This window comes from Bradyrhizobium sp. MI1.11, from assembly GCF_055811255.1.
Genome location: NZ_JBVVPM010000052.1, coordinates 21,420 through 47,106 on the forward strand (window position 1 = coordinate 21,420; position 25,687 = coordinate 47,106).

The 25,687-nt window shown below is 64.7% G+C and carries 28 protein-coding genes; 10 read left to right on the forward strand and 18 right to left on the reverse strand.

Annotated elements, in window-relative coordinates:
- Nucleotides 1-109 precede the first annotated feature (109 nt).
- A complete protein-coding gene (gene phbB / locus AC0L30_RS33795) occupies nt 110-835 on the forward strand; it encodes an acetoacetyl-CoA reductase (RefSeq protein ID WP_007599151.1) in 726 nt (241 codons plus the stop codon).
- Between the two features lie 141 nt (nt 836-976).
- Nucleotides 977-1,846 (forward strand): aromatic amino acid exporter YddG, encoded by an 870-nt coding sequence (gene yddG / locus AC0L30_RS33800; RefSeq protein ID WP_007599152.1) that lies wholly within the window; start codon nt 977-979, stop codon nt 1,844-1,846.
- An 8-nt stretch (nt 1,847-1,854) separates the two neighbouring features.
- On the opposite strand, the gene AC0L30_RS33805 is transcribed toward yddG, so the two are convergent.
- The 3 genes from AC0L30_RS33805 to gloB form a co-directional block, all read right to left on the reverse strand.
- Entirely contained in the window at nt 1,855-2,538 is a 684-nt protein-coding gene (locus AC0L30_RS33805; protein ID WP_354200599.1) for a flavin reductase family protein, read from the reverse strand.
- A 75-nt stretch (nt 2,539-2,613) separates the two neighbouring features.
- A complete protein-coding gene (locus AC0L30_RS33810; protein ID WP_007599155.1) occupies nt 2,614-3,036 on the reverse strand; it encodes a cupin domain-containing protein in 423 nt (140 codons plus the stop codon).
- A gap of 37 nt (nt 3,037-3,073) precedes the next feature.
- Nucleotides 3,074-3,841 carry a hydroxyacylglutathione hydrolase gene (gene gloB, locus AC0L30_RS33815; protein ID WP_027515123.1) on the reverse strand — a complete coding sequence of 256 codons (768 nt, stop codon included), beginning with the start codon at nt 3,839-3,841 and terminating at the stop codon, nt 3,074-3,076.
- Between the two features lie 109 nt (nt 3,842-3,950).
- Here gloB and AC0L30_RS33820 point away from each other — a divergent pair, with 109 nt between their 5' ends.
- Nucleotides 3,951-4,697 carry a class I SAM-dependent methyltransferase gene (locus tag AC0L30_RS33820; protein WP_007599158.1) on the forward strand — a complete coding sequence of 249 codons (747 nt, stop codon included), beginning with the start codon at nt 3,951-3,953 and terminating at the stop codon, nt 4,695-4,697.
- 73 nt (nt 4,698-4,770) lie between these two features.
- Here the strand turns inward: AC0L30_RS33820 and AC0L30_RS33825 are convergent, their stop codons facing one another.
- Nucleotides 4,771-5,568 (reverse strand): DUF4167 domain-containing protein, encoded by a 798-nt coding sequence (locus tag AC0L30_RS33825; protein WP_007599159.1) that lies wholly within the window; start codon nt 5,566-5,568, stop codon nt 4,771-4,773.
- A 462-nt stretch (nt 5,569-6,030) separates the two neighbouring features.
- The gene (prmC, locus tag AC0L30_RS33830) at nt 6,031-6,924 is read right to left on the reverse strand and encodes a peptide chain release factor N(5)-glutamine methyltransferase (RefSeq protein ID WP_473406160.1); all 894 of its coding nucleotides are present in this window, start codon (nt 6,922-6,924) and stop codon (nt 6,031-6,033) included.
- An 89-nt stretch (nt 6,925-7,013) separates the two neighbouring features.
- On the opposite strand from prmC, the gene AC0L30_RS33835 reads away from it, so the two are divergent.
- Nucleotides 7,014-7,433, forward strand: coding sequence for an HIT family protein (locus tag AC0L30_RS33835; protein ID WP_354200597.1), 420 nt, complete (start codon nt 7,014-7,016; stop codon nt 7,431-7,433).
- Here AC0L30_RS33835 and AC0L30_RS33840 read toward each other — a convergent pair.
- From AC0L30_RS33840 to AC0L30_RS33855, 4 genes are all read right to left on the reverse strand, one after another.
- On the reverse strand, nt 7,430-8,128 hold the full coding sequence (locus AC0L30_RS33840) for an ABC transporter ATP-binding protein (RefSeq protein ID WP_354200596.1): 699 nt from the start codon (nt 8,126-8,128) through the stop codon (nt 7,430-7,432). The genes AC0L30_RS33835 and AC0L30_RS33840 overlap by 4 nt on opposite strands.
- Entirely contained in the window at nt 8,125-9,972 is a 1,848-nt protein-coding gene (locus tag AC0L30_RS33845; RefSeq protein ID WP_354200595.1) for a branched-chain amino acid ABC transporter ATP-binding protein/permease, read from the reverse strand. The genes AC0L30_RS33840 and AC0L30_RS33845 overlap by 4 nt, the downstream gene beginning before the upstream one ends.
- An 11-nt stretch (nt 9,973-9,983) precedes the next feature.
- Nucleotides 9,984-10,859 carry a branched-chain amino acid ABC transporter permease gene (locus tag AC0L30_RS33850; protein ID WP_007599169.1) on the reverse strand — a complete coding sequence of 292 codons (876 nt, stop codon included), beginning with the start codon at nt 10,857-10,859 and terminating at the stop codon, nt 9,984-9,986.
- A gap of 100 nt (nt 10,860-10,959) precedes the next feature.
- The gene (locus tag AC0L30_RS33855) at nt 10,960-12,294 is read right to left on the reverse strand and encodes a substrate-binding protein (protein ID WP_473406161.1); all 1,335 of its coding nucleotides are present in this window, start codon (nt 12,292-12,294) and stop codon (nt 10,960-10,962) included.
- A gap of 251 nt (nt 12,295-12,545) precedes the next feature.
- Between AC0L30_RS33855 and AC0L30_RS33860 the strand changes: the two genes are divergently transcribed.
- Entirely contained in the window at nt 12,546-13,163 is a 618-nt protein-coding gene (locus AC0L30_RS33860; protein ID WP_245285964.1) for a hypothetical protein, read from the forward strand.
- A gap of 113 nt (nt 13,164-13,276) precedes the next feature.
- Nucleotides 13,277-13,759, forward strand: a complete 483-nt coding sequence (locus AC0L30_RS33865) for a MarR family winged helix-turn-helix transcriptional regulator (protein ID WP_007599174.1) — start codon at nt 13,277-13,279, stop codon at nt 13,757-13,759.
- A gap of 15 nt (nt 13,760-13,774) precedes the next feature.
- Here AC0L30_RS33865 and prfA read toward each other — a convergent pair whose 3' ends face one another.
- The 3 genes from prfA to AC0L30_RS33880 all read right to left on the reverse strand — a co-directional run bounded on the left by prfA (nt 13,775) and on the right by AC0L30_RS33880 (nt 18,711).
- Nucleotides 13,775-14,860 (reverse strand): peptide chain release factor 1, encoded by a 1,086-nt coding sequence (gene prfA / locus AC0L30_RS33870; RefSeq protein ID WP_473406162.1) that lies wholly within the window; start codon nt 14,858-14,860, stop codon nt 13,775-13,777.
- A 57-nt stretch (nt 14,861-14,917) separates the two neighbouring features.
- Nucleotides 14,918-17,185: a phosphoenolpyruvate--protein phosphotransferase gene (gene ptsP, locus AC0L30_RS33875; RefSeq protein ID WP_007599176.1), complete on the reverse strand. Its 2,268-nt coding sequence runs from the start codon at nt 17,183-17,185 to the stop codon at nt 14,918-14,920.
- Nucleotides 17,186-17,454: 269 nt separating this feature from the next.
- A complete protein-coding gene (locus AC0L30_RS33880) occupies nt 17,455-18,711 on the reverse strand; it encodes an aspartate kinase (protein WP_027515136.1) in 1,257 nt (418 codons plus the stop codon).
- 149 nt (nt 18,712-18,860) lie between these two features.
- Between AC0L30_RS33880 and AC0L30_RS33885 the strand changes: the two genes are divergently transcribed.
- From AC0L30_RS33885 to AC0L30_RS33895, 3 genes are all read left to right on the forward strand, one after another.
- Nucleotides 18,861-19,328: a PH domain-containing protein gene (locus AC0L30_RS33885; RefSeq protein ID WP_007599178.1), complete on the forward strand. Its 468-nt coding sequence runs from the start codon at nt 18,861-18,863 to the stop codon at nt 19,326-19,328.
- A 15-nt stretch (nt 19,329-19,343) separates the two neighbouring features.
- On the forward strand, nt 19,344-20,117 hold the full coding sequence (ubiG, locus tag AC0L30_RS33890) for a bifunctional 2-polyprenyl-6-hydroxyphenol methylase/3-demethylubiquinol 3-O-methyltransferase UbiG (RefSeq protein WP_007599179.1): 774 nt from the start codon (nt 19,344-19,346) through the stop codon (nt 20,115-20,117).
- A 263-nt stretch (nt 20,118-20,380) separates the two neighbouring features.
- Nucleotides 20,381-21,280 carry an EamA family transporter gene (locus AC0L30_RS33895; protein ID WP_007599180.1) on the forward strand — a complete coding sequence of 300 codons (900 nt, stop codon included), beginning with the start codon at nt 20,381-20,383 and terminating at the stop codon, nt 21,278-21,280.
- On the opposite strand, the gene AC0L30_RS33900 is transcribed toward AC0L30_RS33895, so the two are convergent.
- From AC0L30_RS33900 to AC0L30_RS33920, 5 genes are all read right to left on the reverse strand, one after another.
- Nucleotides 21,277-21,762: a DUF1178 family protein gene (locus AC0L30_RS33900; protein WP_007599181.1), complete on the reverse strand. Its 486-nt coding sequence runs from the start codon at nt 21,760-21,762 to the stop codon at nt 21,277-21,279. The genes AC0L30_RS33895 and AC0L30_RS33900 overlap by 4 nt on opposite strands.
- Nucleotides 21,759-22,637, reverse strand: a complete 879-nt coding sequence (locus tag AC0L30_RS33905) for a carbon-nitrogen hydrolase family protein (protein ID WP_007599182.1) — start codon at nt 22,635-22,637, stop codon at nt 21,759-21,761. Before AC0L30_RS33905 ends, AC0L30_RS33900 begins: the two co-directional genes overlap by 4 nt.
- Nucleotides 22,634-22,909, reverse strand: coding sequence for a glutaredoxin 3 (gene grxC, locus AC0L30_RS33910; RefSeq protein WP_035995401.1), 276 nt, complete (start codon nt 22,907-22,909; stop codon nt 22,634-22,636). Before grxC ends, AC0L30_RS33905 begins: the two co-directional genes overlap by 4 nt.
- A gap of 47 nt (nt 22,910-22,956) precedes the next feature.
- Nucleotides 22,957-23,754, reverse strand: coding sequence for a ComF family protein (locus tag AC0L30_RS33915; protein WP_007599185.1), 798 nt, complete (start codon nt 23,752-23,754; stop codon nt 22,957-22,959).
- A gap of 65 nt (nt 23,755-23,819) precedes the next feature.
- A complete protein-coding gene (locus tag AC0L30_RS33920; RefSeq protein ID WP_007599187.1) occupies nt 23,820-24,134 on the reverse strand; it encodes an NIPSNAP family protein in 315 nt (104 codons plus the stop codon).
- Nucleotides 24,135-24,251: 117 nt separating this feature from the next.
- Here AC0L30_RS33920 and AC0L30_RS33925 point away from each other — a divergent pair, with 117 nt between their 5' ends.
- On the forward strand, nt 24,252-25,121 hold the full coding sequence (locus AC0L30_RS33925) for a methyltransferase domain-containing protein (protein ID WP_007599189.1): 870 nt from the start codon (nt 24,252-24,254) through the stop codon (nt 25,119-25,121).
- A 115-nt stretch (nt 25,122-25,236) separates the two neighbouring features.
- Here AC0L30_RS33925 and AC0L30_RS33930 read toward each other — a convergent pair whose 3' ends face one another.
- Nucleotides 25,237-25,647, reverse strand: coding sequence for a (deoxy)nucleoside triphosphate pyrophosphohydrolase (locus tag AC0L30_RS33930; protein WP_007599192.1), 411 nt, complete (start codon nt 25,645-25,647; stop codon nt 25,237-25,239).
- Nucleotides 25,648-25,687 lie beyond the last annotated feature (40 nt).

A 25,687-nucleotide genomic window follows, 5' to 3' on the forward strand; every position in this document is an offset into this window, starting at 1 on the left:
CTCGATGCCGGGCGTTTTGTTCTTGATGTCCGTCAAACCAACCGCATAATCCACCGTTAAAAGCGATCACACAGAAACGTCCGAAGAGTCCAAGGGAAGGAAATACGATATGGCACGTGTTGCATTGGTGACGGGTGGTACGCGGGGCATCGGAGCTGCCATCGGCAAGGCGCTGAAGGCGGCCGGCTACAAGGTTGCGGCGAGCTATGCCGGCAACGACGCGGCGGCGGAGAAGTTCAAGGCCGAGACCGGCATCGCCGTCTACAAATGGGACGTCAGCAGTTTCGATGCCTGCGCCGAGGGCGTGAAGAAGGTCGAGGCCGAGGTTGGCCCTATCGACGTGCTCGTCAACAATGCCGGCATTACCAAGGACGGCGCCTTCCACAAGATGAGCCTCGAGCAATGGAACGCCGTGATCGGCACCAATCTCGGCTCGCTGTTCAACATGTCGCGCCAGGTCATCGAGGGCATGCGTGGACGCAAGTTCGGCCGCATCATCAACATCTCCTCGATCAACGGGCAGAAGGGTCAGTTCGGTCAGGTGAACTATTCGGCGGCGAAGGCGGGCGAGATCGGCTTCACCAAGGCGCTGGCGATCGAGAACGCCAAGGGCGGTATCACCGTGAATGCGATCTGCCCCGGCTACATCAACACCGAGATGGTGCAGGCGGTGCCGAAGGACGTGCTGGAAAAGGCCATCTTGCCGCTGATCCCGATCGGCCGTCTCGGTGAGCCCGAGGAAATCGCGCGCGCGGTCGTGTTTCTTGCCGCCGACGAGGCCGGCGCCATCACCGGCTCGACGCTGACCGTCAACGGCGGCCAATACATGGTGTGATGCGCAGGCATCACGTTCGATCATATCGGTAACTTCGGCATGCCCGGGCTTGTCCCGGGCATCCACGGCCTTACAACATCCGTCGCCACGAAAGAACGTGGATGGCCGGGACAAGCCCGCCATGACGAGAGTATGTGGCCGATGACTCCCCGCACTGCGACGCTGATCGGATTGACCGCGATCCTGATGTGGTCGTTACTGTCGGTGATGACGGTGGCGACCGGAAAGATCCCGGCGTTCCAGCTGGCCGCGATGACGTTCGCGATCGGCGGTCTCGTCGGCCTGCTCACCTGGATCGGCCGCGGCTCGGCGGCCAAAAGCCTGCGTCAGCCGCTGGCCGTGTGGATCGTCGGTGTCGGCGGACTGTTTGGCTATCACGCGCTTTATTTCCTCGCGCTGCGCTTCGCGCCGCCGGCTGAAGCCGGCTTGCTGAATTATCTGTGGCCGCTTCTGATCGTGCTGTTCTCGTCGTTTCTGCCGGGCGAGCGGCTGGCCGTGCATCACGTCGTCGGCGCCGTGCTCGGTCTCGTCGGCACCGTGCTGCTGTTCGCCGGGAACACCTCGGGCTTCACGCAGGGACAATTGCCGGGTCTGGCCGCGGCCTTCATCGCAGCCTTCGTGTGGGCGATCTATTCGGTGTTGTCGCGGCGATTGAAGGCGGTGCCGACCGATGCGGTCGCGGGATTCTGCCTCGCCACGGCGTTGCTTGCCGCGCTGATGCATGGCCTGCTTGAAGCCACGGTATGGCCGGACACGACGCTGCAATGGCTCTCCGTCATCGCGCTCGGCATCGGTCCGGTCGGTGCTGCGTTCTACGCCTGGGACATCGGCATGAAGCGCGGCGACATCCGCGTGCTCGGCGCCGCATCCTACGCGACGCCGCTACTCTCGACTGGCTTCCTCATCGCCGCTGGCTTTGCGAAGGCGAGCGCCAACATCGCCATCGCCGCGATCCTGATCGCCGGCGGCGGCTTGATCGCGGCCAAGGACATGGTGTCGAGGAAACGGTGAGGGCGCCGCTAAAGCGCCGGCTGCCAACCCGGCGGCCGATACATCGCCTCCGGAATCTGTCCGAGTTCGGAGCGCTGCAAGCGTTGCGGCGTCAGGCCGTAGAATTCCTGAAAACTGAGAATCAGCGGCCGCCATTTGTCCGGATCGATGCGGTTGCTTGCACCGTCCATCATGATGTTGGGATGCGCATGCACGCGGGTGATGCGGACCTCGATCGCAGCGAGATTGCCGCGCCAAACCGCGTCGTCTTGTGCCATCTCATGGACATGGGCGACCTTGGCTTCCATCTGCACGGGACACTCGGCCGCACGCGGTGCGGCGACTGTTTCGCCCGGCAGCACGGTTAGTCCGCCACGACCGAACTTGTCCTTCTCGTGCCGATAGCCGCGATAGAGTTTGCCGGGCGGCACCGGATCCGATCCTGTGGTCCGTGCGAGGCGATCGACCACGGCGACGAGATCGGCGGACGGCAGATTGAGCACGCATTCGCCGGTGCGAATCATGTTCTCGGTGGTCTTGGAATTCCGGGCCAGTCCCAGCATGCAGCGCCACCCGACCCACCATGCCGACGACATCGGCGCGAGATTGGAAGTGCCGTCTTCATTGGTTGAGCCGATGAGGACGACGGGCGTGCCGAAATACAAAATGGCCGGGTCGATCTGGACGGGGGTGGGGCCGAGTGTTCCGTGCATCGTGCGCTCCTGTTCGCTGGAAGCGCTGTCCTAAGGCGTGACGCGAACCGAACCCACCCGATTCCAGATTAAGATTTAGGGCTCCCATCCCTTCGGCGCGAGCTCGAATTTTGCGAACTCGAAGGCCGGCGCCACGGTGCAGCCGACCAGGGTCCACTCGCCGGTGGTCTCCGCCGTCTGCCACGCATCCGCCGGCACGATCGCCTGTGGCCGCTCGCCGTTCAACAGGTCCGTACCGAGCCGTACCTCGTGCTGGGAGCAGCCGTCATGGGCGATACGCAGCGTCAGCGGGCTGCCGGCGTAATAGTGCCAGCTCTCGACAGCATCGATGCGATGCCAGTGCGAGCGCTCGCCGCGCGCCAACAGAAAATAGATCAGGGTCGAGCGCGAGCGGCCGTTGGCGTCCGTGGTCTGGTCGCGAAACGTCTCGCGGTAATGTCCGCCCTCGGGATGCGGGCGGAGTTCGAGGCGCGCGATGATCTCGGCTGCGGTCGGCATCGATTCCCGTCAGGATTTGCTTTTCAAGATTTGATCTTCAGGACTTGTTCTTGCGCTCGCGCAGCTCGCCGAACACCGCGGTGGCATCCGCGCCCTTCATGTGCAGCCTGGCTGCGATCGAGGGTTCATCGGCGCGCAGGAACACGTTTGTCCGCTTCTCGTCGCCAAGCAGCGAGGGAATGGTCGGCTTGTTCTCGGCCCGCAGCCTGGCCACCTCCGCCGCGCGCGCCTGCAGCGCCGCATTGTCGGGGTCGACGGTCAGCGCGAACTTGACGTTGGAAGCCGTGTATTCATGGCCGCAATAGAGCTTGAAGTCGTCGGGCAGGGCGCGCAGCTTCAGAAGCGAATCCCACATCATGGGATATGTGCCCTCGAATACGCGGCCGCAGCCGATCGAGAACAGCGTGTCGGCGGCGAACAACGCTTTCTCGGTGTCGAACACATAGGAGATGTGGTCGAGCGTGTGGCCGGGCGTCTCCAGTACGCGCCCGAGCAAGCTGCCGACCTTGACGATTTCGGCATTGGCGACGCGCAGGTCGACGTCTGCGATTTTGGTCGTCTTGTCATGCGGCGCGACGACGCGGCAATTGTATTTCTGCTTGAGTTCGGCGACCCCGCCGACATGATCGCCATGATGATGGGTGATCAGGATGTCGGTGAGCTGCCAACCCTCGCGCTCGAGCGCCCTCACGATGGGGCCGGCCTCCGGCGCGTCGATCGACGCCGTCGCCTTGGTTTCCACATCGTGGATCAGATAACCGAAATTGTCGTTTAAACAGGTGAAAGTACGAATTTCGGCGGCCATGTCATCTCCGATCGCGCTCAGCTCCGTCAGACAAATATGGCGTTAACGTTGCGCAGGCAATGCAATATTCCGCGCGCGGGGGCCACCTCGTGCATGTTACATTGCGATCATGACCATTGATGTCGTCGACCTCCGCGAGTTCTACTCCCGTCGCCTCGGGATTGTGGCGCGGCAAATGATCAATCGCGGCATTCGGGAGCGCTGGCCGCGCGTCGACGGCCAGCGGGTGCTCGGCTTCGGCTATCCCACGCCCTATCTCGGGTTGTTCCGCGAGGATGCGGAGCGCTGCATCGCCTTCATGCCGTCGGCCCAGGGCGTCCTGAAATGGCCGACGGGACGGCCGGCGCTCGCCTCGCTGGTGGATGAGTTCTCGCTGCCGCTTCCTGACGCAGCGGTCGATCGCATCCTGCTGGTCCACGCACTGGAAATGTCGGACGATCCGGCCGCGCTGCTGCGCGAGGCATGGCGCGTGCTGTCGCCGTCCGGCCGCGTGATTGCGGTCATCCCGAACCGGCGTGGGGTGTGGACCCGCACCGACAGCACGCCGTTCGGTCACGGCCGGCCCTATTCGCGCTCGCAGATCACCGACCTGTTGCGCCAGACCTGGTTCACCCCGACCGCCTGGGGCGAGGCGCTGTTCATGCCGCCTTATGCCGGCGGCTGGGTGCTGAAATCCGCACAGATGTGGGAGCGGGCCGGCGCGGCGCTGTCGTTGCCCTTCGCCGGCGTGCACATCGTCGAGGCGACCAAGCAGGTCTACCGCGCGATCCCCGCCAAGCGCGAACGGGCGCGGCTGATTCCCTCACTGGCGAAGCCGGTGCTGGTGCCGTCCTCGACGACGGCGACGCGCGGCTAAAAACAAATCGTCCCGGACATGCCGGGACGATTCAGGTCAGGGTATCTGGCGCAAGATAACGTGTGAATGCGGCTTACTCGCCGGGAGCCACTTCGTCGCTCGAGGCGGCCGGAGCGGCTTCGCGCTCGGGGCGCGGGCCATTCGGGCGGCGGCGCCGCCGCGGAAAGCGCTCGCCACCACCACCACCCTCGAACCCGGCCTGACCGGGCGCGCCACCGCTCACCTGCGGCTGCGGGCCGGTGATGAAGGAGGGCAGACGATCGACGCTGACGGCGTCGGCGACGACGGGCTGGGGCTGGTTCAGCGGCAGCGGTTGCGGCTGGGGCTGATATTGCGGCTGCGGACGATGGTCGCGTTCGCGATGCTCGCGCGGCTGCTGGTTGTCGCGCTGATAGTGGTTGTCGCGGGGCTGATGATCACGCGGTTGATGATCGCGCTGGCCGTCGCGGTCGCGCGTGAAGGGCTGCGGTGGCGGCTGTGGGACAAAACCCGGCTCCTGGCCGAAGTTCGAGAAATTCTCGCCATCGTCCTCGCCGTCGTCGCCGCTGCTGTTGCTGATGGGCTCGTCGCCGCGCGGCTGCTGGTTCTGCCGGAACTGCTCCTGAGCCGTCGCGATCAGGCGAAAATAATGCTCGGCATGCTGGTAGTAGTTCTCGGCCGCAACGGGGTCTCCGGAGGAGCGCGCGTCGCGCGCAAGCTGGAGATACTTTTCAGCAATATGCGAAGCCGTGCCGCGGATCTTGATGTCGGGTCCGTTGGACTCGTAGACCCGGGTCATCGGGTTCTGGCCGCGCCGGTTATTATTGTTGTTATTGTTATTATTATTGTTGTTGCGGTTGCGCATCCGCTGCTTGTTCTGACCGTTTCTCATGTCCTGCCTTTAATTCCAGCCCTAAAGGTTGCACGCATTACTGATTGCCGAGAGTGACCTGATGACAGCGGCTCACATCGCTTGCGCGCAACCGCACGCAAGAGCGGATTGATCCCTGCCGATGTTCGTCGACCGTCGCGTTCAACAAAAGACGCGTTCCCCACCGCCAGCATCCATCGCCAGCGAACCCATTCATATCGCCTGCCGAAACAAGCCCTGCTTTGTTGCGTAAGTCTTCAAGCGCAATATCAGGCTTTCGTTCACGTTGCGGTCGGTAAGCAGCGCAGCTCAAATGGCCATCGCGCTCAACAGGACCTGCGGCTTGGAACCATTATCAGTAAGCTCTCGCCCGAGAGCCCGGCTTTCGCCCGTAGGTCTACGGGGCCGGCACCGATGTGTTGATCGGAAGGTAGTCGTTCCCAAGGGATATTCCAAGAGGTTTTTTGCAGCCCAATCCGGCTTTTATGGGGGCATTTTCCGGGCCGAAACCGCCCGGGGAATGCCCGCCAAATCGGCCTTGGGCGGCCTGTCCACGACTAACGCGGCAGCAATCATCAAGGTTTCAATATTTCGGGCCTGGCCCTGTCCGGCCTCGACGATCAGTGCCCCGCCGGGGGCGAGACGTTCGCTCGCCTGCGGGATCAGGGCGCGATAGGCGTCGTAACCGTCATTGCCGCCGTCGAGCGCCAGATGCGGATCGTGCTCGCGCACCTCGATGCTCAGTTTCGGAATTTCCGCCGACGGGATGTAGGGCGGGTTCGACACGACGAGGTCGAACGGGCCGCGGAGCGCCGCTGCATAGGAGCAGGCGACGAAGCTGGCGCGGTCGGCGAGGCCCAGAGCCGCGGCGTTGTCTCTGGCGGTCTTGAGCGCGGTCAGACTGAGATCGGTGCCGACGCCGAAGGCGCCGGGAATTTCGTGCAGCAACGCGAGCAGGATGGCGCCGGATCCGGTGCCGATATCGGCGATGCGCATCTGGTGGGAGGCTTGCCGCTCGCGAAAGATTTCGAGTGCCAGCTCGACGACGGTCTCGGTGTCCGGCCGCGGCACCAGGGTGGCCTCGGACAGCCGGAACGGCAGGCCCCAGAATTCCCGAGCGCCGAGAATGCGGGCGACCGGCTCATGCGCGAGCCGGCGTTGCGCATACGCTTCCAGCCGCGCAGCCTCTTCAGGTCTGAGTTGCCGGGCCGCCTGAGTGACCATGCCGGTCAGATCAAGCCTCAGCGCAGCCCCGACGAGCAGGCGCGCATCAAGGGCGGGCTGCTCGATGCCGGCCGATTGCAGCCGTGCCGTAAGCGCGCGCCGCGCACTCTCGATGCTATGTCCGGGATCGAAATCTGTCGCCAATGGAACCATCCTGCCTGGCATCGTGGATAGATCGGCTGGCTTGCTTGCGTCAACGGAAAGGAGCGCGTCAGATCCCGCCTCGCAATGAAGGAGGGTCCATGACGCCCTACGACGATCAGAACGTCTTCGCAAAGATCCTGCGCGGCGAGGTCCCTTGCTTCGAGGTTTTCAGGGACGACCACAGCCTCGCCTTCCTCGATATCATGCCGCGTTCGCCCGGGCACACGCTGGTCGTTCCCCGGGCGCCGGCCCGCGGCATCCTCGACATCGCGGATGACGACCTCGCCGCGGTCGCCCGAACCGCCAAGCGAATCGCGATTGCCGCGATGAAGGCGTTCGACGCCGAGGGCATCATCCTCCAGCAGTTCAGCGAGCCCGCCAGCGGCCAAGTGGTCTTTCACCTGCACATGCACGTCATGCCTGTCAGGGCCGGAATCGAGCTGCTGCCGGCGCAGACGCACAAGGAGGACATGACGGTGCTCGCCGCTCACGCCAGGCGAATGATCGCCGCACTCTAGACGCCGAGATAGCGCTGGAGCAGCTCCGGCTGGGCCTTAAGCTCCCACGCCGGCCCCTCGTGCACGATATGTCCGTTGTTGATGATGTAGATCCGCGTCGCCAGCGCCAGCGTCGCCGCCAAATTCTGCTCGACCAGTACGATGGTCTGGCCGGCGGCGGCGAGCTCGCGGCAGGCCTTGACGAGATCGTGGACGATGACGGGTGCAAGCCCCTCGAACGGCTCGTCCAGCAGCACGATCTTGGGATCGCGCACCAGCGCCCGCGCGATAGCGAGCATCTGCTGTTCGCCGCCGGACAGCTCGGTGCCGCGGTTGCTGCGCCGCTCCTTTAGCCGCGGAAACATCTCGTAAATGCGGTCGAGCGGCCAGCGTTTCGGCGCAGTGATGCCGGCGAGCAGGATATTCTCTTCCACCGACAGGCTGCCGAAGATGCGGCGTTCCTCGTGCACGAGCTGCATGCCGGCCTGGGCGATTCTGTGGCTCTTTCGCCCGGCGATATCAATGCCGTCGAACTTCACGCTGCCGCTACGCGGCGTCAGGACGCCCATCAGGCTCTTCAGCGTCGTGCTCTTGCCGGCGCCGTTGCGGCCGAGCAGCGCCACCACCTCATGACGCTCGACCCGCATGGCGACGTCGAACAGGATGTGGGAGTCCCCGTAATAGCTGTTCAGGCCGTTGACCTCGATCAGGCTCATGCGGCGATCTCTCCGTGAACTCCGCCGAGATAGGCTTCCTGCACGGCAGCGTTGGCCTTGATTTCCTCCGGCGTGCCGTCAAGTAGCACCTTGCCTTCCTGGAGCACTGTCACGCGCTCGACCAGCTCGAACAGCGAATCCATGTCGTGGTCGATGATGATCATGGTGCGCCCGCGCGCGATCGATTTGAGCAGCTTGACGGTCTCGACGCGCTCGCGTGGGCTCATGCCCGCAAGCGGTTCGTCGAGCAGCAGCAGGCGCGGCGAGGTGGCGAGCGCGAGTCCGATTTCCAGTCTGCGCTTCTCGCCATAGGCGAGCTCGGATACCGGCGTATCGGCACGGCGGCTCAAATTGACGAGGGCAAGCGTGTGCTCCACCTGCTCGGTCAGGCCCTTGACGCTGGAGAGCTTGCGGAACAGGTCGAGCCGGAATTTTCCACGCAGCTCGGCCAGCGCGGCGATCGTCAGGTTCTGCCGCACCGTCAACCCGGTGAAGAGCTGGTTGACCTGGTAGCTCTTGGTGAGGCCGAGCTGGCAGACCTCGGTGATCTTTAATCCCGTGATGTCGCGCCCCTCGAACACGATCTGGCCGGAGCTCGGCGCGATCTCGCAGGTCAGCATTTTGAAGAAGGTCGATTTGCCGGCGCCGTTGGGGCCGATAATCCCGCGCAGCTCGCCCTGATTGACGCTGAAATCGATGTCGCTGTTGGCGACGAGGCCGCCATAGCGTTTGGTCAGGCCGGTGGCCTTCAGGATCGGCCCGGAATAGGCGGGATGCTCGACTTCCTTGGCCTGCATCGGAGCCGGTGGGGGTTGCAGCGCGGCCGCGGCGTCAGCGGCCTCCTGGTCCATCTCCGCGTCCGTCTGCTTTCGCTTTCCCGAGACGAGGCGGTAGAGATCGGCAAGACCGCCGATGATGCCGCCGCGCAGGAAGCAGACCAGCAGCACGAACACGACGCCGAGCACCAGCTTCCAGGCCGCGCCGAGGCCGAGCGCCGACTGGAGGAAGTCCTGAAGGAAGAGCCAAACGGTTGCGCCGACCAGCGGTCCGAACAACGTTCCCCTGCCGCCGATGGCCGTCTGCATCACGAGCTGGCCCGAGGTGTCGAAGGTGAAGGCGTCGGGCGGCATGAAAGCCTGGAGCACGCCGAGCAGGCCGCCGGCGAAGCCCGCATAAGCGGCTGCGATCACGAAGGCGGTCAGCTTGTAGCCATGGATGTTGTGGCCGACGGCCGTGGCGCGCAGCGGATTGTCGCGGATCGCACTCAGAATCGCGCCGACCGGCGAGCGCACGATCCTGAGGGCGATGACGACGCCGACGAAGTAGCACAGCGCGATGAACTGATAGAGCGACCAGCCATTGGTGAAGTGGATGGAGGTGAAGCCGAGATCGAAGCTCGGCGTCGGCACGCCGGGCAGGCCGTTTTCGCCGCCGGTGAAATCGGAAAGCGGATTGAACTCGACGAAGAAGAACACTTCCGCGATCGCCACGGTGATCATCGCGAAGTAGATGCCGGTGCGGCGCAACGCGATCAGGCCGATCAGATAGCCGGTCGCGGCGGCCGCGATCATGCCGATGACCAGCGCACCCAGCACGTTGCCGAAGCCCGCGCGCGTCAGCAGGTAGGCGGCGACGAAGCCGCCGGTGCCGTAGAAGGCGGACTGGCCGAACGAGAGCAGGCCGGTGAAACCGAACAGGATGTCGAAGCCGAGCCCGAACAGGCCCGAGACCAGGATCCTGTTCACGGTGTTCGGCGCGAAGCCGAGATGAGGCAGCACGAAGGGGGCTGCGATCAGGCCGATCGCAGTCAGGGCTTCGATCAGAAACGGGCGTTGCTTGAGCATCAGGTGATCGCTTACTCGCGGCCCTGGACGCCGAGCAGGCCATGCGGTCGTACCACGAGTACGAGCGTCATCGCCGCAAACAGCATCACATAGGCGTAGCCGGGGTTGAACATGGAGGTGACGCTGATGATCTCGCCGGCGATCAGGCCGCCGAGAATCGCGCCGGGGAACGAGCCGACGCCGCCGATCACGACCACCACGAAGGTCTGGACCAGGATGTCGTCACCGATGCCCGGTGTCAGCGACACCACCGGCGCGTTGACGATGCCGGCAAAGCCGGCGGCCATCGCGCCGATGCCGAACACCACCATGAAGACGCGGTAGACGTTGATGCCGAGCGAATCGACCATCACCGAATCCTCGATGCCGGCGCGCACAATCATGCCCAGCCGGGTCCGGTAGAGGACGATGAACAGTGCGCCGAGCGCGACCGCGACGATGCCGACGACGGCCAGGCGGTAGGTCGGATAGAACATGAAGCCGAGATTGGTGATGCCCTGGAATAGCGCCGGCGGCGGCACCAGCTGCGACTGGCTCGAGAAGATCAGGCGCACGAGCTCGACGAAACAGATGCCGAGCCCGAAGGTCACGAGCAGCTGATCCTCGTGCGGACGATGATAGAAATGGCGGATGATGACGCGTTCCATGAGAACGCCGAGCAGCATCACGAACAGCGAGCCCGCGATCACCGCAAGGATGAACGATTCCGTGTACTGATAAGCGACGAAGCCGGCATAGCCGCCGATCATGAACATCGCGCCGTGCGCGAGGTTGAGCACGCCGAGCGTGCCGTAAATGATGGTCAGGCCGGAGCTGATCAGCGCGAGCAGGGCGCCGAGCGCGAGCCCGTTGAAAAGCTGTGAAACGAGGTTGGGCCAACTTATCATGCAACAATCGCCGTTGTGGCGCGCGAGGGTGCGCGTCCAAAAAAGGGTGACGCCGCAGGACCGGAGTGCAGTCCGCGGCGTCACAGGAATTAGCGAGGTCTCAGCTGTAGTCGCCGAGATGGCAGCCGAAGGCGTCGGGCTTCTGCATCAGGCCCTCACCCGGGACGATCTCGACGACGTCGTACCAGTCTTCCTTGTTCTTCATGTCCTTTTGCTGCTTGCCCTTGACGATGATCACCGGGCGAACGCACTGATGGTCCTCGGGACGGTAATGCACGTCGCCGACGAGAGAGGGGATCGTCTCGCCTTTCTCGTAGGCCTTGATCACGTCGGGCGGACTGAAGCTGCCGGCCTGCTCGCACATGTGCGCCCAATGCGCGAAGCTGACATAGGCGTTCTCCGCGCCCCATTCGGGCTTGTAGCCGTACTTCTTCTCGAAGGCTTCGTTGAACATCTTGGCCAGCGGGAATTTGTCTTCGATGGTCCACCAATAGTCGGTGGCGGCGTAGACGCCTTGCATCAGGCCGCCGGTCTCGCGCGCGATGAAAGGCACCTGGTACGGCACGACCAGCTTCATCTTGTCGAGCACGCCGAACTGCTTGGCTTGCTGGGTCGACAGCACGGCGTCGTGGCCCCAGTTGACGTTGATGAGCACGTCGGCGCCGGAATTCGCGACGTTCAGCAGGTACGAGGAGTAGTCGGGGGCGCCGAGCGGGGCGACCTGGTTGGTCACGGTGGTCCAGCCGGCCGTCGCGAGGAAGTCCTGCATCGACTTGGTAACGGTGTGGCCGTAGGTGTAGTCGGGCGTCACATACGCCGCCTTCTTGCCCTTGCCGAACTCACGTACCATCACCGGACCGATCGCTGCAGCCGCAGTCTGGCCGTAGAAGTTCTGCCGGAAGCCATAGCGGACGCAATCCTTGCCAGTGGTATCGTTCGAGCCGGAAATGCCGCATACGAAAATCACATGTTCGCGCTGGGCGAGCTTGTTCAGCGCCACCGCAACGGCGCTCGACGTGCCGCCGGTGATCATGATCGCCTTGTTCTCGCTGATGAAGCGCTGCTGCGCCTGCACCGCCTCGTTCGGCTTGGCCGCGGAATCGGCGACGCCGAACTTCAGCTCCTTGCCGAGTACGCCCTTGCTGGTCTTGGGCGAGATCTCCTTGATCAGCTCATGGCCTTCATTGATGTGCTCGATCGCGAGCTGGTAGCCCTTGAGCTCGTCTTCACCCTGCACGGCATAGGTGCCGGTGCGCGGCACCGAGATGCCGATGAAGGCGGTGGAGCCCGAAACCCCCGCGGGGTAGGAGCCGATCGCCGGCTTGTCCTCGGCAAACGCCGGCATTCCCGGCAGTACCGCGCCGCCGATGAGGCCCGCGGTGGTCTGAAGCAGGCCACGGCGCGAGAGGCCGCGGCGGACGAGATTGTCAGTCATGATCGTTTCCTCCGAACATCGTTGTTGTTTGCAGGCAAAGCACGACCTGTCCGGCGGCGGCCGGCCTCGAGGGCCTGCCCGCGCCGGGCACGTCACATCCGCGTGTAGCTCCTGGGCGCAAGCATTGCTTGTGAACGCCTTCTGTCAATTTCGTCTTTGGTCGAACGCCGAAAATTATCTCGTGAAAACATATCGTATCACGATATATATTAGCCTTTGTGAGTACGAGGCTGGCGGGTTCGGCGAGAAAAATGGCGCGGCAGACGACAGTGGCGGGTACCCGGAAGCGACGGTCATGGCCGCAAGGTGCGGGGCGGCAGGAGGCGGCGTGGCCGGTGGAAGAGGCGAACGGGCAGCGGGCGACACCGCAATCCGGCGATGCGTCGCGCATGCCGGATCCGCGTAATTGGCCGGCCGGCCGGCGCGGGCCCGCCGTCGGCCCCGCTCAGGCGAAGCGCGCACCCGGTCCGATGCAGAAGCTGAGCGTGCGCGCCCAGAACGTCCTCAAGGAGCTCGCGGTCGAGCTCACTGCCGAGCAGCCGCCGAAGGGGAATTGGTCGCCCTCGCGCGAGTTGCTGCTTGCGCTGACGGCCGAACGCCTCGCGACCGCGCGCAATTGCGGTCCTCACACGATGAGGGAAATCATCGACTGGGCGCAGGGCTGTGGCGTGACGATCAAGCCGGTGATCCCGCCCGGAGGCTCGCTGTCGCAGATGTGGGCGGAGTTGATTGGCAATGCATCCGCGGGTGCCTTGACCAGCGCCGAGATTGCCGGCGCGCTGCAGCGCTCGATCCGGCGGAAAAGCGTCCGCATCCCGATCGCGTTCCAGGTCATCCTGGTGAAGATCCTGCTGTCCAGCTTCGAATAGATCGACGGATAGCTGTGTATCCGGAGTTCCCGCTGGTTGGTCCCGGCGCTGCTGCTTGCTACTTTTGGCTGGGCTGCCCGCGTTGCCGAGTGGCAAGAACGGAGGGGCACGGCATGGTTCAGGCGAAGAAGGCGCAACGGTCGACGGCGGCGATACCTGCGCGGGCTTCACGCCGCCGCACGATGCGCGACTCCGACTATGCTGGGCTGGCGCAGTTCCGCTACCAGATCCGAAGCTTTCTGGCGTTCAGCGAGGCAGCCGCAGCACAGCAGGGATTGACGCCGACGCAACATCAGGCGCTGCTTGGGATCAAGGGCTTCGTGCGTCCGGGTCCCGCGAGCATCGGTGATGTCGCGCGGTTTCTGCTGATCCGGCATCACTCCGCCGTGGAACTGATCAACCGCCTCGCGAAGCTTGGGCTGGTCAGCCGCATTGCCGACCCTGAAGACGCCAGACGCGTTCATCTCAAGCTGACGAAAAAGGGTGAGCAGAAGCTCCAGGCGCTCTCGCGCAAGAACCTCGAGGAGCTCCGCCGCGCCGCGAGCCCGGCATTGAGCCGGCTCCTGAAGTCGTTCCGCGCCTCCAGCGGGGCTTGACGCGACGTCAGATCCTCACGCCGCCGCGCCCTGGGCGGCGAGCTGTGCGGCCTGATGCTCGGTGGTGAGCGCGTCGGTCAGTTCGCCCAGCGCTTCGCCCGCCATCACCTGCGGCAGCTTGTAGAGCGTCAAATTGATGCGGTGATCGGTGACGCGTCCTTGCGGGAAATTATAGGTGCGGATGCGCTCGCTGCGATCGCCGGAGCCGACCTTCTCCTTGCGCTCGGCCGAGCGCGCCGCGTCGAGGCGTTGCTGCTCGGCGTCGTAAATGCGCGAACGCAGGATGTTCATGGCGGAAGCGCGATTCTTGTGCTGCGAGCGGCTGTCCTGCATCATCACCACGATGCCGGTCGGGATGTGGGTGATGCGGATCGCGGATTCGGTCTTGTTGACGTGCTGGCCGCCGGCGCCTCCGGCGCGCATGGTCTCGATACGCAAATCATCGTTCCGGATCTCGACATCGACCTCCTCGACCTCGGGCATTACGGCGACCGTGGCGGCGGATGTGTGGATGCGCCCCTGCGTCTCGGTGTCCGGCACGCGCTGCACCCGGTGCACGCCGGACTCGAACTTCAGCTTCGAGAACGCGCCGCGGCCCTGCACCTCGGCGATGATTTCCTTGTAGCCGCCGACGCTGCCTTCGCTGGCCGAGATCACCTCGACCTTCCAGCCCTGCAGGGCCGCGAAGCGCTCGTACATCCGGAACAAATCTCCGGCGAACAGCGAAGCCTCGTCGCCGCCGGTGCCGGCGCGGATTTCCAGCACCACGTTGCGGTCGTCCATGGCGTCCTTCGGCAGCAGCGCGACGCGGATTTTCTGGACCAGATCCTCGATCTTCGGCGTCAGCTCGTCGCGCTCGGCTTCCGCCATGGCGCGCATCTCGGCATCGGTCGCGGGATCGGCGATCAGCGCCTCGGTGTCGGCGAGCTCCTTGACGGCCGAACGATAGGTTTTGACCGCTTCGATCAATGGCGTGAGCTCGGCGAGCTCACGCGTGATCTGCACATAGCGTTCGGAGGCGAGCTGACCGAGCGATTCGGCTTGGAGCGAGGCGTGATGCGCGAGCAGGACGTCCAGTTTGGCTTCGGGGAGTGACGACATCGGTTCAGTCTCAAAATGCGGGAAAGGGCGAGGCGGCAGGAAGGGGCGACAGGCCCGCTACAACGCCAGGCCTTCAGCCTCGGCAAATTCCGTCAGCTTCTGCCGGATCGAGACGCTGCCGGCGGGCGCGTCCAGCAACGGGCCGAGCATCGCTTCGGCCTTCTTGGCGTCGAGATCGATCACCATCGCCTTGACCGGGCCGAGCGCGGTGGCCGAGAGCGACAGCGAGCGATAGCCCATCGCGATCAGGGCCAGTGCGCCGATCGGCTTCGAGGCCATCTCGCCGCAGAGTGACAGCGATTTCTTCGCCTCCTGCGACTTGCGCGCGATGTCGCGCAGCGCACGCAGGATCGGCGCCGACATGGTGTCGAAGCGTTCGGAGACCTTTGCATTGCCGCGGTCGACCGCGAACAGGAACTGGAACAGATCGTTGGAGCCGACCGAGATGAAGTCGACCTTCTTCAGGAGCTCGTCGAGCTGATAGAGCAGCGCCGGCACCTCGACCATGGTGCCGATGTCGATCCGCTCCGGCAGCGTGTGGCCGTGCTGGCGCAGATAGGTCAGCTCGCGTTCGACCAGCGCCTTCGCCGAATCGAATTCACCCACCTCCGAGATCATCGGGAACATGATGCGCAACGCGCGGCCGCCGCCGGCGCGCAGCAGGGCGCGGATCTGGCCGCGCAATAGGCCGGGACGGTCGAGCCCGAGCCGGATCGCGCGCCATCCGAGCGCGGGATTCTCCTCGATCACCGCCTCCATGTAAGGCAGCGCCTTGTCGCCGCCGATGTCGAGGGTGCGGAAGGTGACGGGCTTCGTGCCGGCGGCATCCAGCACGGTGCGATAGAGCGCGAGCTGGTCGCTGGTGCGCGGCAGGCTCTGGCCGACCATGAATTGCAGCTCGGTGCGGAACAGGCCGATGCCGGCGCTGCCGGTGTCCTCGATGTGCGGCAGGTCGATCGCGAGACCCGCATTGATCATCAGCTCGACCTTCTGGCCGTCTTTGGTGACGCAGGGCAGGTCGCGCAGCGCCAGATACTGCGCCTGGCGGCGGGCGCGGAAGCGCACGCGCTCCGCGAAGGCCGCTTCGACCTCCTGCGATGGGCGCACATAGATCATGCCGGAGGTGCCGTCGACGATGACGGCGTCGCCGGGATCGGCGATACCGGGCGCGTTCGGGACTTCGCCGACCGCGGGAATGCCGAGCGCGCGCGCCACGATCGAGACGTGGGAATTGGCGGTGCCTTCTTCCAATATGATGCCGCGCAGGCGCTTGCGGTCGTAGTCGAGCAGCGCCGCCGGGCCCATCGCGCGCGCGATGACGATGGCATTGTCGGGCAATTGTTCGCGTGACGGCGCGTGATCCTGGCCGACCAGTTGCCGCATCAGGCGATAGCCGAGATCCTCGAGATCATGCAGCCGGTCGCGCAAATAGGGATCGGTCGAGCGCAGCATGCGCGCGCGGGTGTCGGATTGCACACGCTCGACGGCGGCTTCCGCCGTCAGGCCGGTGGCGACCGCCTCGTGCAGCTTGTGCGACCAGCCCTGGTCGTTGGCGAACATGCGGTAGGCTTCCAGCACCTCGCGATGCTCGCCGCCTTCCGCGACGTCGCCGCGCTCCAGCATGCGATCGAGATCGGCGCGCAGCTTGGCGAGCGCGGTGTCGAGCCGCTTGATCTCCTTCGGCAGGTCCTCGGCGATGTAGTCCTTGATGACGACGCGCGGCTCGTGCAGCACGACGTGGCCGAGCGCGATGCCTTCCGACAGGATGGCGCCGACCTTCTGCGCCGAATGGCGCGCGGCGGGCTCATGGCCCGGCTGGGCCAGCGCGGACAGCTCGCCTGAGGCGATCAGCTCCGCCAGCACCATCGCCGTGGTCTGAAGCGCCTCGAGTTCCTCCTCGACATAGTTGCGCTTGGCGCGGTTCTGCACCACCAGCACGCCGAGCGTGTTGCCGGCGCGCAGGATCGGCACGCCGAGGAAGGAGTGGTAGATCTCTTCGCCGGTCTCCGGGCGGAACGAGAAGGCCGGATGGCTCTGCGCGTCGTTCAAGTTGAGAGGGGTTGCCTCGCTGGCGACCAAGCCGACAAGGCCCTCATGGGCGCTGAGCACGGTGTGGTGCACCGCCTCGCGGTTGAGGCCTTCGGTGGCATAGAGCTCGAGCGTGTTGTCGACGCGCAGCACATAGACCGAGCACACCTCGGCCACCATGTTGGCCGCGATCAGTACCACGATCTTGTCGAGCCGCTCCTGGGCCGAGACCTGCTCCGCCATGGTTTCGCGGAGCCGTCTCAACAAGACGCGGGGACCTCCCGACGCGCTCCGCATGAACCGTCAATCTCCTTCGTCTGCCGGGGCCGAAAGGGCCCGCGGCGGCTCGCCCAGAAATCCAGAAAAACAACAAATTTGCTCGTCCGGCGCCGGCCCCGGCGGTTGCCTGGGCCGAATCAGCACCGCCTCAACTGGGGCACAGTTTCTGGCAGCCCACCCTGTTCGCCGTATAGCGAATTGGGGCTTGTTTTGCCAAGCAAAACGCCTGCCAAACGCGAAAGTGTGGAGACCTCAGCGTTTGCTGCGACCGCTAAGAGAAAATTAGCCTAAGCCTGATCGAGACCGTAGAGCGTGTGCAGCGTGCGCACCGCAAGCTCGGTATAGGCGGTGTCGATCAGAACCGAGAATTTGATCTCGGAGGTTGTAATGGCCCGGATGTTGATATTCCGTCCTGCGAGGGCCGAGAACGCCTGGGCGGCGACGCCGGCATGGCTGCGCATTCCGCTGCCGATCACCGAGATCTTGGCAACGTCGGTCGCGGTGTCGAGCCGGGCATAATTGATCTGGCTTTTGGCCGCGGTGATCGTCTCCTTGGCCCTGGTATAGTCGGCGGCCGGGACCGTGAAGGTGAGATCGGTGGTCTTGCCGTCTTCGGAGACGTTCTGCACGATCATGTCGACGTTGATGTTGGCATCGGCGAGCGGGCCGAAGATCGACGCGGCCACGCCGGGCTTGTCCTCGATCTGGCGTACCGAGATCTGGGCCTCGTCCTTCGAAAAGGCGATGCCGGTGACGACGTGGCTTTCCATGATCTCCTCCTCGCTGCAGATCAGCGTGCCGGGCGGCTGGTTGGCATGCGGGTCGATATCCTCGGGCTTGTCGAAGCTGGAGCGGACGAAAATCGGCATGTTGTGGACCATGCCGAGTTCCACTGAGCGGACCTGGAGCACCTTGGCGCCCTGGGAGGCCAGCTCCAGCATGTCTTCGAACGCGATCTTATCGAGCCGGCGCGCCTTCGGCACGATTCGCGGATCGGTTGTGTAGACACCGTCGACGTCGGTGTAGATGTCGCAGCGGTCCGCCTTGACGGCGGCGGCGATTGCCACGGCCGAGGTGTCGGAGCCGCCGCGGCCGAGCGTGGTGATGCGGTTGGTCTCGGGGTTGATGCCCTGAAAGCCGGCGATCACGGCGACTTCCTTGCGCTCCCTGAAGCGCTTGATGATCTCGCTGCCGTCGATGCCCTCGATCCGGGCCGAAGCATGGGCGTCGCTGGTCGTGATCGGGATCTGCCAGCCCTGCCAGGAGCGGGCCTGGATACCCATGCCCTGAAGCACGATGGCAAGCAGGCCGGACGTCACCTGTTCGCCCGAGGCGACCACGGCGTCGTATTCGCGTGCGTCGTGCATCGGCGAGGCCTCGGTGCACCAGGCCACCAGCTCGTTGGTTTTACCGGACATCGCCGAGACGACCACGGCCACTTCATGGCCGGCGTCGACCTCACGCTTCACATGGCGTGCGACGTTGCGGATACGTTCGATGTTGGCGACGGATGTGCCGCCGAATTTCATCACGAGGCGGCTCATGACGACGCGTGCATTCCCTCATAAGGATAAGTATGGTGACCCGCGCTGGACGGGTGCCTGCGATACCGACCGCGCGTATACAGAGGGGCGGGGCCGGGGGCAAGCAGGTTCCTGCGCGGGCCAATCCGGGCAATGGGTTATTCGAGGTCATGGCGCGTTACATCGACGAGATCCTGCAACCGGGCGAGCGGGTGCTGTATTCGACCAATGCGCACTGGATCTTCTATTTTCCGGCGATCCTGGCCTGGATCGTGGCGCTGGTCCTGTTCGTCCTGTCCCGGCAAACCATCGTCGAGGGGCTCGTCCTGCTCTGTCTGGTCGCGGCCGGCCTAGTGGCTCTGGCGGCGCTGTACTGGACCGTGAAGGGCTGGTTCCATCGCTTTACCACCGAGACCGACGTGACCAATTTGCGGGTCGTGCACAAGACCGGCTTCATCAAGCGCCGCACCTTCGAGATGGCGCTGGATAAGGTCGAGAGCGTCGATGTGAATCAGACCATTCTCGGACGTATTCTCAACTATGGCGACGTCACCATCAATGGCGTGGGGGAAGGTCGCGAAACCATCCGGACCATCGCCTCGCCGCTCGCCTTCCGCAGTTCGATCACCACGCGGTAGGACCGCGCGCAACCCATGAGCATGCAGCAAAATACTTCCGCTACCGCAAGCCCGCAGCCGGGCTCGACCGTCGACGCCGCCGAGATCGCGAAATTCTCAAAACTTTCGGCCGAGTGGTGGGACCCCAACGGCAAGATGGCGCCGCTGCACCGGATCAACCCGCTGCGGCTCGGCTACATCCGCGATGCCGCCTGCCGCAAGTTCGAGCGCAATTTGCGCAGCCTCAACTGCCTCGGCGGTCTGCGCGTGCTCGATATCGGCTGCGGCGCCGGCCTGCTCTGCGAGCCGCTGTCGCGCCTGGGTGCGCAGGTCATCGGCGTCGATCCGTCGGTCAGCAACATCGCGGCCGCGAAGCTGCATGCCGACAAGGCGCATCTCGCGATCGACTATCGCTGCACCACGGTTGAGGAGATCGACCCGCGCGAGCGCTTTGACATCGTGCTGGCGATGGAGGTGGTCGAGCACGTCGTCGACGTCGGCGTTTTCCTGAAGCGCTGCGCCGCGATGCTGAAGCCGAACGGGTTGATGGTGGTCTCGACGCTGAACCGGAACTGGAAGAGTTTTGCGCTCGCCATCGTCGGCGCCGAATATGTGCTGCGATGGCTGCCGCGCGGCACCCACGAGTGGAACAAATTCGTCACCCCCGACGAACTGACGAAATACCTGCTCGACAACCGCCTGGTCATCACCGAGCAGACCGGCGTCGTCTACTCACCCTTCGCCGACAAATGGACCCTCTCGTCAGACATGGACGTGAACTACATGGTGGTGGCGGAAGGCATGGTGTGAGGCGTTGCTGCTTCCAAACATTCGGCGTCGTCCTGGCGAAAGCCAGGACCCATTACCCCTGGGAGGAGTTGTGGCGCGAGACAGATAATCTCGAGTCTTCGCCAAACCACTCCCTGGGTAATGGGTCCTGGATCTGCGCTTCGCTTGTCCAGGACGACGATGAATTTGGCGATAGCATCGCTCCCATGACGTTCGTGTGGTTGACCCATTGAACAGCTAGCGGCAGGTTGGCCGCAATCATTGGCCCTCCCACCCATTTCCCCATGTTCACCATCGCCAGCCTCTGGATTCCCTTCACCGTCATTGCCGCGCTCGGCCAGGTCGCGCGCAATGCGATGCAGCGGTCACTGACAAAGCCGCTGGGGACTTGGGGCGCGACCAATATCCGCTTCCTATTCGGCTTTCCGTTCTCGCTCCTGTTCCTGGCAGTGGTGCTGGTTGCCACCGGCGATCATCTCGGCATGCCGCCCGGTGTGTTCTGGCCGTGGCTGCTGCTCGGCGCGCTCAGCCAGATCGTCGCGACCGGCCTGATGCTGCTCGCCATGAACGACCGCTCCTTCGTGGTGACGACGGCCTATCTGAAAACCGAGGCGATCCAGACCGCCATCTTCGGCTTCGTCTTCCTCGGCGATCATCTGACATGGCTCAAGGTGCTGGCGATCGTGATCGCGACAATCGGCGTCGTCATCACCGCGCTACGGCCCGGTGGCGAGAAGAGTTTTGCCGAATTGAAGCCGACCATCACCGGTCTCGTCGCGGCGGCGGCGTTCGCGTTGTCAGCGGTCGGCTTCCGCGGCGCCATCATCAACGTGCCTGATGTCTCGTTCGTGACGGCGGCATCGTTCACGCTGGTGCTCGGCCTGTTCGTGCAGACGTTGATCCTGACGATCTATCTGCTCTGGCGCGCGCCAAAGGTGCTTCAGGGCATCCTCTCAATGTGGCGGCCCTCAATGCTGGCCGGCTTCACCGGCGCCTTCGCCTCGCAGTTCTGGTTCCTGGCGTTCGCGCTGACCGCCGCCGCCAATGTCCGCACGCTGGCCTTGATCGAGGTGCTGTTCGCGCAAGGCGTGGCCTATTACTCGTTCAAGCAGCCGATCGCGCCGCGCGAAATTATCGGCATCGCGCTGATCGTGCTCGGCGTGGCGGTGCTGGTGGGAGTCTAATTCCGGTCTTCCGGCAGCGTCGGCAGCGGCGACACCTCGATGCCTTCGTCGATCAGCGACTTGGCCTCGTCGGGCGAGGCTTCGCCGTAGATCGGACGGTGCTCCTTGTCGCCGTAATGCATCGCGCGGGCTTCATTGGCGAATCGCTCACCGACATTGTCGGCGTTCTTCACGATGTGATCGCGCAGCTCTTTGAGCTTGGCGCGCAGCTCGCGCTCCTGCGCCATCAACAGCGAGGTCGGTGCGGATTGCGCAGCCTCGGGCGCGGTCGTCGTGGCGGTGGGCTCAGGCGGCGGCGTGGCGCGTCCGCGGCCCTTCTTGCCGACGATGCGCGGCGCCATGATCGCCTTGTCGACCTTGGCCGAGCCGCAGATCGGACAAGTCACGAGCTTGCGCTTCACCTGAGAATCGTACGCGGCCGAGCTCTGGAACCAACTCTCGAAGTCGTGGCTCCGGTCGCAGCGGAGCGCGTAGCGGATCATGCCGATCCCCGCACCAGATGCAGGTGGTCCGGCCCGGCCTTGGGGTCGGCGACGCCGAAGCGGCGGCCGTGCTGGAGCGAGGGGATCGCGCGGCGCGCGGTCTCGACCTTGGCCGGATCGATTTGTGCCATGATGATGCCGGGCTCGACATCGCCTTCGGCGAGGATCTCGCCCCAGGGATCGATGATCAGCGAATGGCCATAGGTCTCCCGCTTGTTCTCATGCAGCCCTGCCTGCGCCGCGGCGAAGATGAAGCAACCGGTCTCGATCGCGCGCGCACGCAACAGCACGTGCCAATGCGCTTCACCGGTCTTGCGGGTGAAGGCCGAGGGCACCGTGATGAAGTACGCGCCGCTTTCGGCCAGCGCGCGGTAGAGCGCGGGGAAGCGGACATCGTAGCAAATCGTCAGCCCGACGCGGCCCCAGGGCAGGTCGGAGATCACGGCCGTCTCGCCCGGCTGGTAATTGGCGGATTCGCGATAGCTCTCGCCGTCAGGGAGCTCGATGTCGAACATGTGGATCTTGTCGTAGCTCGCGAGCACATTGCCCTCGGGCCCGATCAGGAACGAGCGGTTGACCGCTTTTTCGTCCGAAAAGCGCAGCGCCAGCGAGCCGACATGGATGTGGATCTTCAGTTCGGCCGCGAGCGCCCGGTACGCCCTCAGCGAGTTGTCGTCGTCTTGGCTCTGGAGGTGCTCGAACAGGGCCTTGCGGTTGAGCTGCATCATATTGCTGACTTCGGGCGTCTGCACGTAGTCGGCGCCATTGGCCGCAGCCTGGCGGATCAGCCTGGTGGCCTGCGCGAGGCTTGGCTCGGGCATCAGGCCGGTGCGCATCTGCACCATCGCTGCCGTGAAGGTCCTGTTGTCGCTCATGACTCCGCCTTGACGCTTTCGAGCATGGCGTCGAGCTTGCCTTCACGATCGAGCGCGTAGAGTTCGTCGCAGCCTCCGACATGGGTTCCGCCGATCCAGATCTGCGGGAAGGTCGAGCCCTCGCCGGAGCGATCGTACATCTCCTGGCGCCAGGACGGGTTCTTGGCGATATCCAACTCCGTGAACGTCGCCTTCTTGCGGGTCAGCAGCGACTTGGCGGCGGAACAATAGCCGCAGCCCGGCCTGGTGTAGATCTCGACAGCAGCGGTCATCTTGTCTGGCGCTTTCATGTCATGAATTCATTGAATTATATGGGACTTCACCGGCTCTCGACAACCCGGGCAAACACCAGCACGTCCACTTGCGCCGCCTTGGCCCGGAGCAGGGCTCGCGCGCAGGCATCCAGCGTCGCACCCGACGTCAGGACGTCGTCGATGAGGACAATGCGCCGACCCTGGACGTCCGCCTGACGGTCCGGGGATACCTGGAATGCGCCCTGCACATTGGTGGCGCGCTGGGCCCGCGACAGGCCGATCTGCTGCTCGGTGGCGCGTACCCGGCGCAGCACCTCAGCTTTCACTTTCACCCCGCTCTGCCGCTCGATGATGCGTGCCAGGGCGCCGGATTGGTTGTAGCGGCGGCGCCAGGCCCGCCGCCAATGCAGGGGCACCGGCACCAGCATGTCGGCGCCGGCGAGCAACTCGCCGCCCGCCCGCGCCATCCAGCGCCCCATGGCCGGCGCGAGATCAGTGCGGTCCTGGTATTTCAGCGCATGCACCAGGGTGCGCGCGACGTCGTCATAGCGCACCGCAGCGCGCGCCCGTTGGTAGGCCGGCGGGCTCGCAATGGCCTCCATCGATAGCATGTCGGGGCCGGGGTCATAGACGAAGGGAATGCCGAGCCGTGGGCAGTAGGGCCGTTCGATGAACGACAGCCGCGCCCAGCACGAAGCGCACACGCCCTCGCCATCGACCGGCTCGCGGCAGGACACGCACAGCGTCGGCAGCGCGATGTCGAGCGCGAGCCGTGGCAGATGGGCCAATACCCCGCGGCAGGCCTCGAGCGCGCCGCGCAGATGGCTGGAAATGGAGCGTGGTGGTGATGCCTCGGCGCCCATTGGGCAAGGCTAGCGCCGTCCTGCGCCACGCTCAAGCCAATGGGCTGTTCTCGTCCGCGCCCGGCCTACGGCTCTTTCGGCAGCACGGGCCGGAAGAACGATCGCTCATAACGGCGAAAGCAGCGCGTTTGCCTTGCGAATTCGATCGCTTTCTGGACGTCCGGATCTTCGGCGCTGTCCTTCCGATATTGTTCGTACGCCGCGAAGCTCGGGAAGCTGAACATTGCGAGGGCGACGTCGCTCGCGCCTTCCGATGGCAGGAAGTACCCGTGGTGGATGCCGCCGAATCTTGGCACCAGTTCCAGCCACATCCTGCCATAGGCTTCGAATTCGGCGAGCTTGTCCGGGGGGATCTCGTATCGCAGATAACAGGTGATCATCGTTTGACGCTCCGGCGCCGCGGACCTGGTGCGCATTGCTAGTTTGGAACACGGGGGCCGGCGTCGGCCTCCACGAGGCAAGGCTAGCGCCGCGCGCAGTGGATTGCCAGAACCAGCATGATCGGCGTAACCAGCGCCATGGCCACAACCCCGCAAACCGCGCCCGCTCTGTTCGACCGTGCTTTGCTGCACGCGCGACAGCGCCGCGCGCAGGCGCAAGGTGCCGTGAGCTTCCTGCTGGATCGGGTCGCCGAGGACATGTCCGACCGGCTGGCCGCAGTGATGCGGGAGTTTCGTACAGCGGCCGATCTCTGGACGCCCGGCGAGGGTCTCGCCGTGTTGCGCGCGCGACTGCCCTCGATCGAGCGCATTGAGCTCGATACGTCGGGTGCGGAGAAGCTGCCCTTTGCGCCCGAGGGCCTCGACCTCGTGGTCTCGGCGCTGGCGCTGCAATTCGTCAACGATCTGCCGGGGGTGCTCGCGCAAATCCGTCGCGCGCTGAGGCCGGACGGCCTTCTGCTGGCGGCGATGATCGGCGGCGACAGCCTGACCGAGCTGCGCCAGGCTTTTGCCGCCGCCGAGGCCGAATGCGAGGGCGGTGTTTCGCCGCGTGTGGCGCCGTTTGCCGATTTACGCGACGTTGGCGCGCTGTTGCAGCGGGCAGGATTTGCGCTGCCGGTCACCGATGTCGACCGCGTCGTGGTGCGCTATGGCAATGCCTTCGCGCTGATGCAGGATATCAGGCGCATGGGCGCCGCCAATGTGCTGATCGAACGGCGACGCACGCCCAGCCGGCGATCGACGCTGCTGCGGATGGCTGAAATCTACGCGGAACGCTTTGCCGATGCCGACGGCCGCATCCGTGCGACATTCGACATCATCTGGCTCTCAGGCTGGGCCCCGCATGCGAGCCAGCAGCAGCCGCTCAAGCCCGGATCAGCGAAGGCGAGCCTGGCGGAGGCGGTGAAGAAGGCGGGAGGGACGTAACTCCTCATGGTGAGGAGGCGCGTCGGCGCCATCTCGAACCATGCAGGCCCGGCTCTCATCCGCAGCCATCCTTCGAGACGACCGCTGCGCGGTCTCCTCAGGATGAGGTCCGAGCTCACATCAGTAAATCGATCAAATGCGGGATCAGCGGAATGTCCGCGGGCGGCATGGGATAGTCGCGCAGCTTGTTGGCGCGAACCCAGGCCAGGGTCTGGCCTTCGCGTGGCGTGACCTGTCCCTCCCAGCGCCGGCAGATGTAGAGCGGCATCAGGAGGTGAAAGGTCTCGTAGCCGTAGCTCGCGAATGTCAGCGGCGCCAGGCAGGGCTCCGCGACGCTGATGCCGAGCTCCTCGTGGAGTTCGCGGATCAGGCTCTGTTCCGGCCGCTCGCCGGGCTCACACTTGCCGCCGGGAAATTCCCAGAGGCCGGCCAGCGTCTTGCCCTCGGGGCGCTGCGCGATCAGGACGCGCTTGTCGGCGTCGACCAGCGCGCAAGCCACCACGAGCGTCAGTTTGAGATCAGCCATCCCTGGAATTCCGCTCGCTGAAGGATCATCCGCAACGGTT

Excerpts from the sequence above, each read along its gene's own strand:
- AC0L30_RS33845 (WP_354200595.1), bottom strand. The coding sequence starts at position 9,972 with ATGCTCAAGCAACGCCCGTTTCTGATCGAAGCCCTGACTGCGATCGGC.
- AC0L30_RS33840 (WP_354200596.1), bottom strand. The coding sequence starts at position 8,128 with ATGAGCCTGATCGAGGTCAACGGCCTGAACAGCTATTACGGGGACTCC.
- AC0L30_RS33885 (WP_007599178.1), top strand. The coding sequence starts at position 18,861 with ATGGCGCGTTACATCGACGAGATCCTGCAACCGGGCGAGCGGGTGCTG.
- AC0L30_RS33855 (WP_473406161.1), bottom strand. The coding sequence starts at position 12,294 with ATGACTGACAATCTCGTCCGCCGCGGCCTCTCGCGCCGTGGCCTGCTT.
- AC0L30_RS33825 (WP_007599159.1), bottom strand. The coding sequence starts at position 5,568 with ATGAGAAACGGTCAGAACAAGCAGCGGATGCGCAACCGCAACAACAAT.
- AC0L30_RS33850 (WP_007599169.1), bottom strand. The coding sequence starts at position 10,859 with ATGATAAGTTGGCCCAACCTCGTTTCACAGCTTTTCAACGGGCTCGCG.
- yddG (WP_007599152.1), top strand. The coding sequence starts at position 977 with ATGACTCCCCGCACTGCGACGCTGATCGGATTGACCGCGATCCTGATG.
- grxC (WP_035995401.1), bottom strand. The coding sequence starts at position 22,909 with ATGACCGCTGCTGTCGAGATCTACACCAGGCCGGGCTGCGGCTATTGT.
- ptsP (WP_007599176.1), bottom strand. The coding sequence starts at position 17,185 with ATGCGGAGCGCGTCGGGAGGTCCCCGCGTCTTGTTGAGACGGCTCCGC.
- AC0L30_RS33810 (WP_007599155.1), bottom strand. The coding sequence starts at position 3,036 with ATGCCGACCGCAGCCGAGATCATCGCGCGCCTCGAACTCCGCCCGCAT.
- phbB (WP_007599151.1), top strand. The coding sequence starts at position 110 with ATGGCACGTGTTGCATTGGTGACGGGTGGTACGCGGGGCATCGGAGCT.
- AC0L30_RS33880 (WP_027515136.1), bottom strand. The coding sequence starts at position 18,711 with ATGAGCCGCCTCGTGATGAAATTCGGCGGCACATCCGTCGCCAACATC.
- AC0L30_RS33895 (WP_007599180.1), top strand. The coding sequence starts at position 20,381 with ATGTTCACCATCGCCAGCCTCTGGATTCCCTTCACCGTCATTGCCGCG.
- gloB (WP_027515123.1), bottom strand. The coding sequence starts at position 3,841 with ATGGCCGCCGAAATTCGTACTTTCACCTGTTTAAACGACAATTTCGGT.
- AC0L30_RS33930 (WP_007599192.1), bottom strand. The coding sequence starts at position 25,647 with ATGGCTGATCTCAAACTGACGCTCGTGGTGGCTTGCGCGCTGGTCGAC.
- AC0L30_RS33925 (WP_007599189.1), top strand. The coding sequence starts at position 24,252 with ATGATCGGCGTAACCAGCGCCATGGCCACAACCCCGCAAACCGCGCCC.
- AC0L30_RS33805 (WP_354200599.1), bottom strand. The coding sequence starts at position 2,538 with ATGCACGGAACACTCGGCCCCACCCCCGTCCAGATCGACCCGGCCATT.
- AC0L30_RS33860 (WP_245285964.1), top strand. The coding sequence starts at position 12,546 with ATGGCGCGGCAGACGACAGTGGCGGGTACCCGGAAGCGACGGTCATGG.
- AC0L30_RS33920 (WP_007599187.1), bottom strand. The coding sequence starts at position 24,134 with ATGATCACCTGTTATCTGCGATACGAGATCCCCCCGGACAAGCTCGCC.
- AC0L30_RS33905 (WP_007599182.1), bottom strand. The coding sequence starts at position 22,637 with ATGAGCGACAACAGGACCTTCACGGCAGCGATGGTGCAGATGCGCACC.
- prmC (WP_473406160.1), bottom strand. The coding sequence starts at position 6,924 with ATGGTTCCATTGGCGACAGATTTCGATCCCGGACATAGCATCGAGAGT.
- AC0L30_RS33835 (WP_354200597.1), top strand. The coding sequence starts at position 7,014 with ATGACGCCCTACGACGATCAGAACGTCTTCGCAAAGATCCTGCGCGGC.
- AC0L30_RS33900 (WP_007599181.1), bottom strand. The coding sequence starts at position 21,762 with ATGATCCGCTACGCGCTCCGCTGCGACCGGAGCCACGACTTCGAGAGT.
- ubiG (WP_007599179.1), top strand. The coding sequence starts at position 19,344 with ATGAGCATGCAGCAAAATACTTCCGCTACCGCAAGCCCGCAGCCGGGC.
- AC0L30_RS33915 (WP_007599185.1), bottom strand. The coding sequence starts at position 23,754 with ATGGGCGCCGAGGCATCACCACCACGCTCCATTTCCAGCCATCTGCGC.
- prfA (WP_473406162.1), bottom strand. The coding sequence starts at position 14,860 with ATGTCGTCACTCCCCGAAGCCAAACTGGACGTCCTGCTCGCGCATCAC.
- AC0L30_RS33820 (WP_007599158.1), top strand. The coding sequence starts at position 3,951 with ATGACCATTGATGTCGTCGACCTCCGCGAGTTCTACTCCCGTCGCCTC.
- AC0L30_RS33865 (WP_007599174.1), top strand. The coding sequence starts at position 13,277 with ATGGTTCAGGCGAAGAAGGCGCAACGGTCGACGGCGGCGATACCTGCG.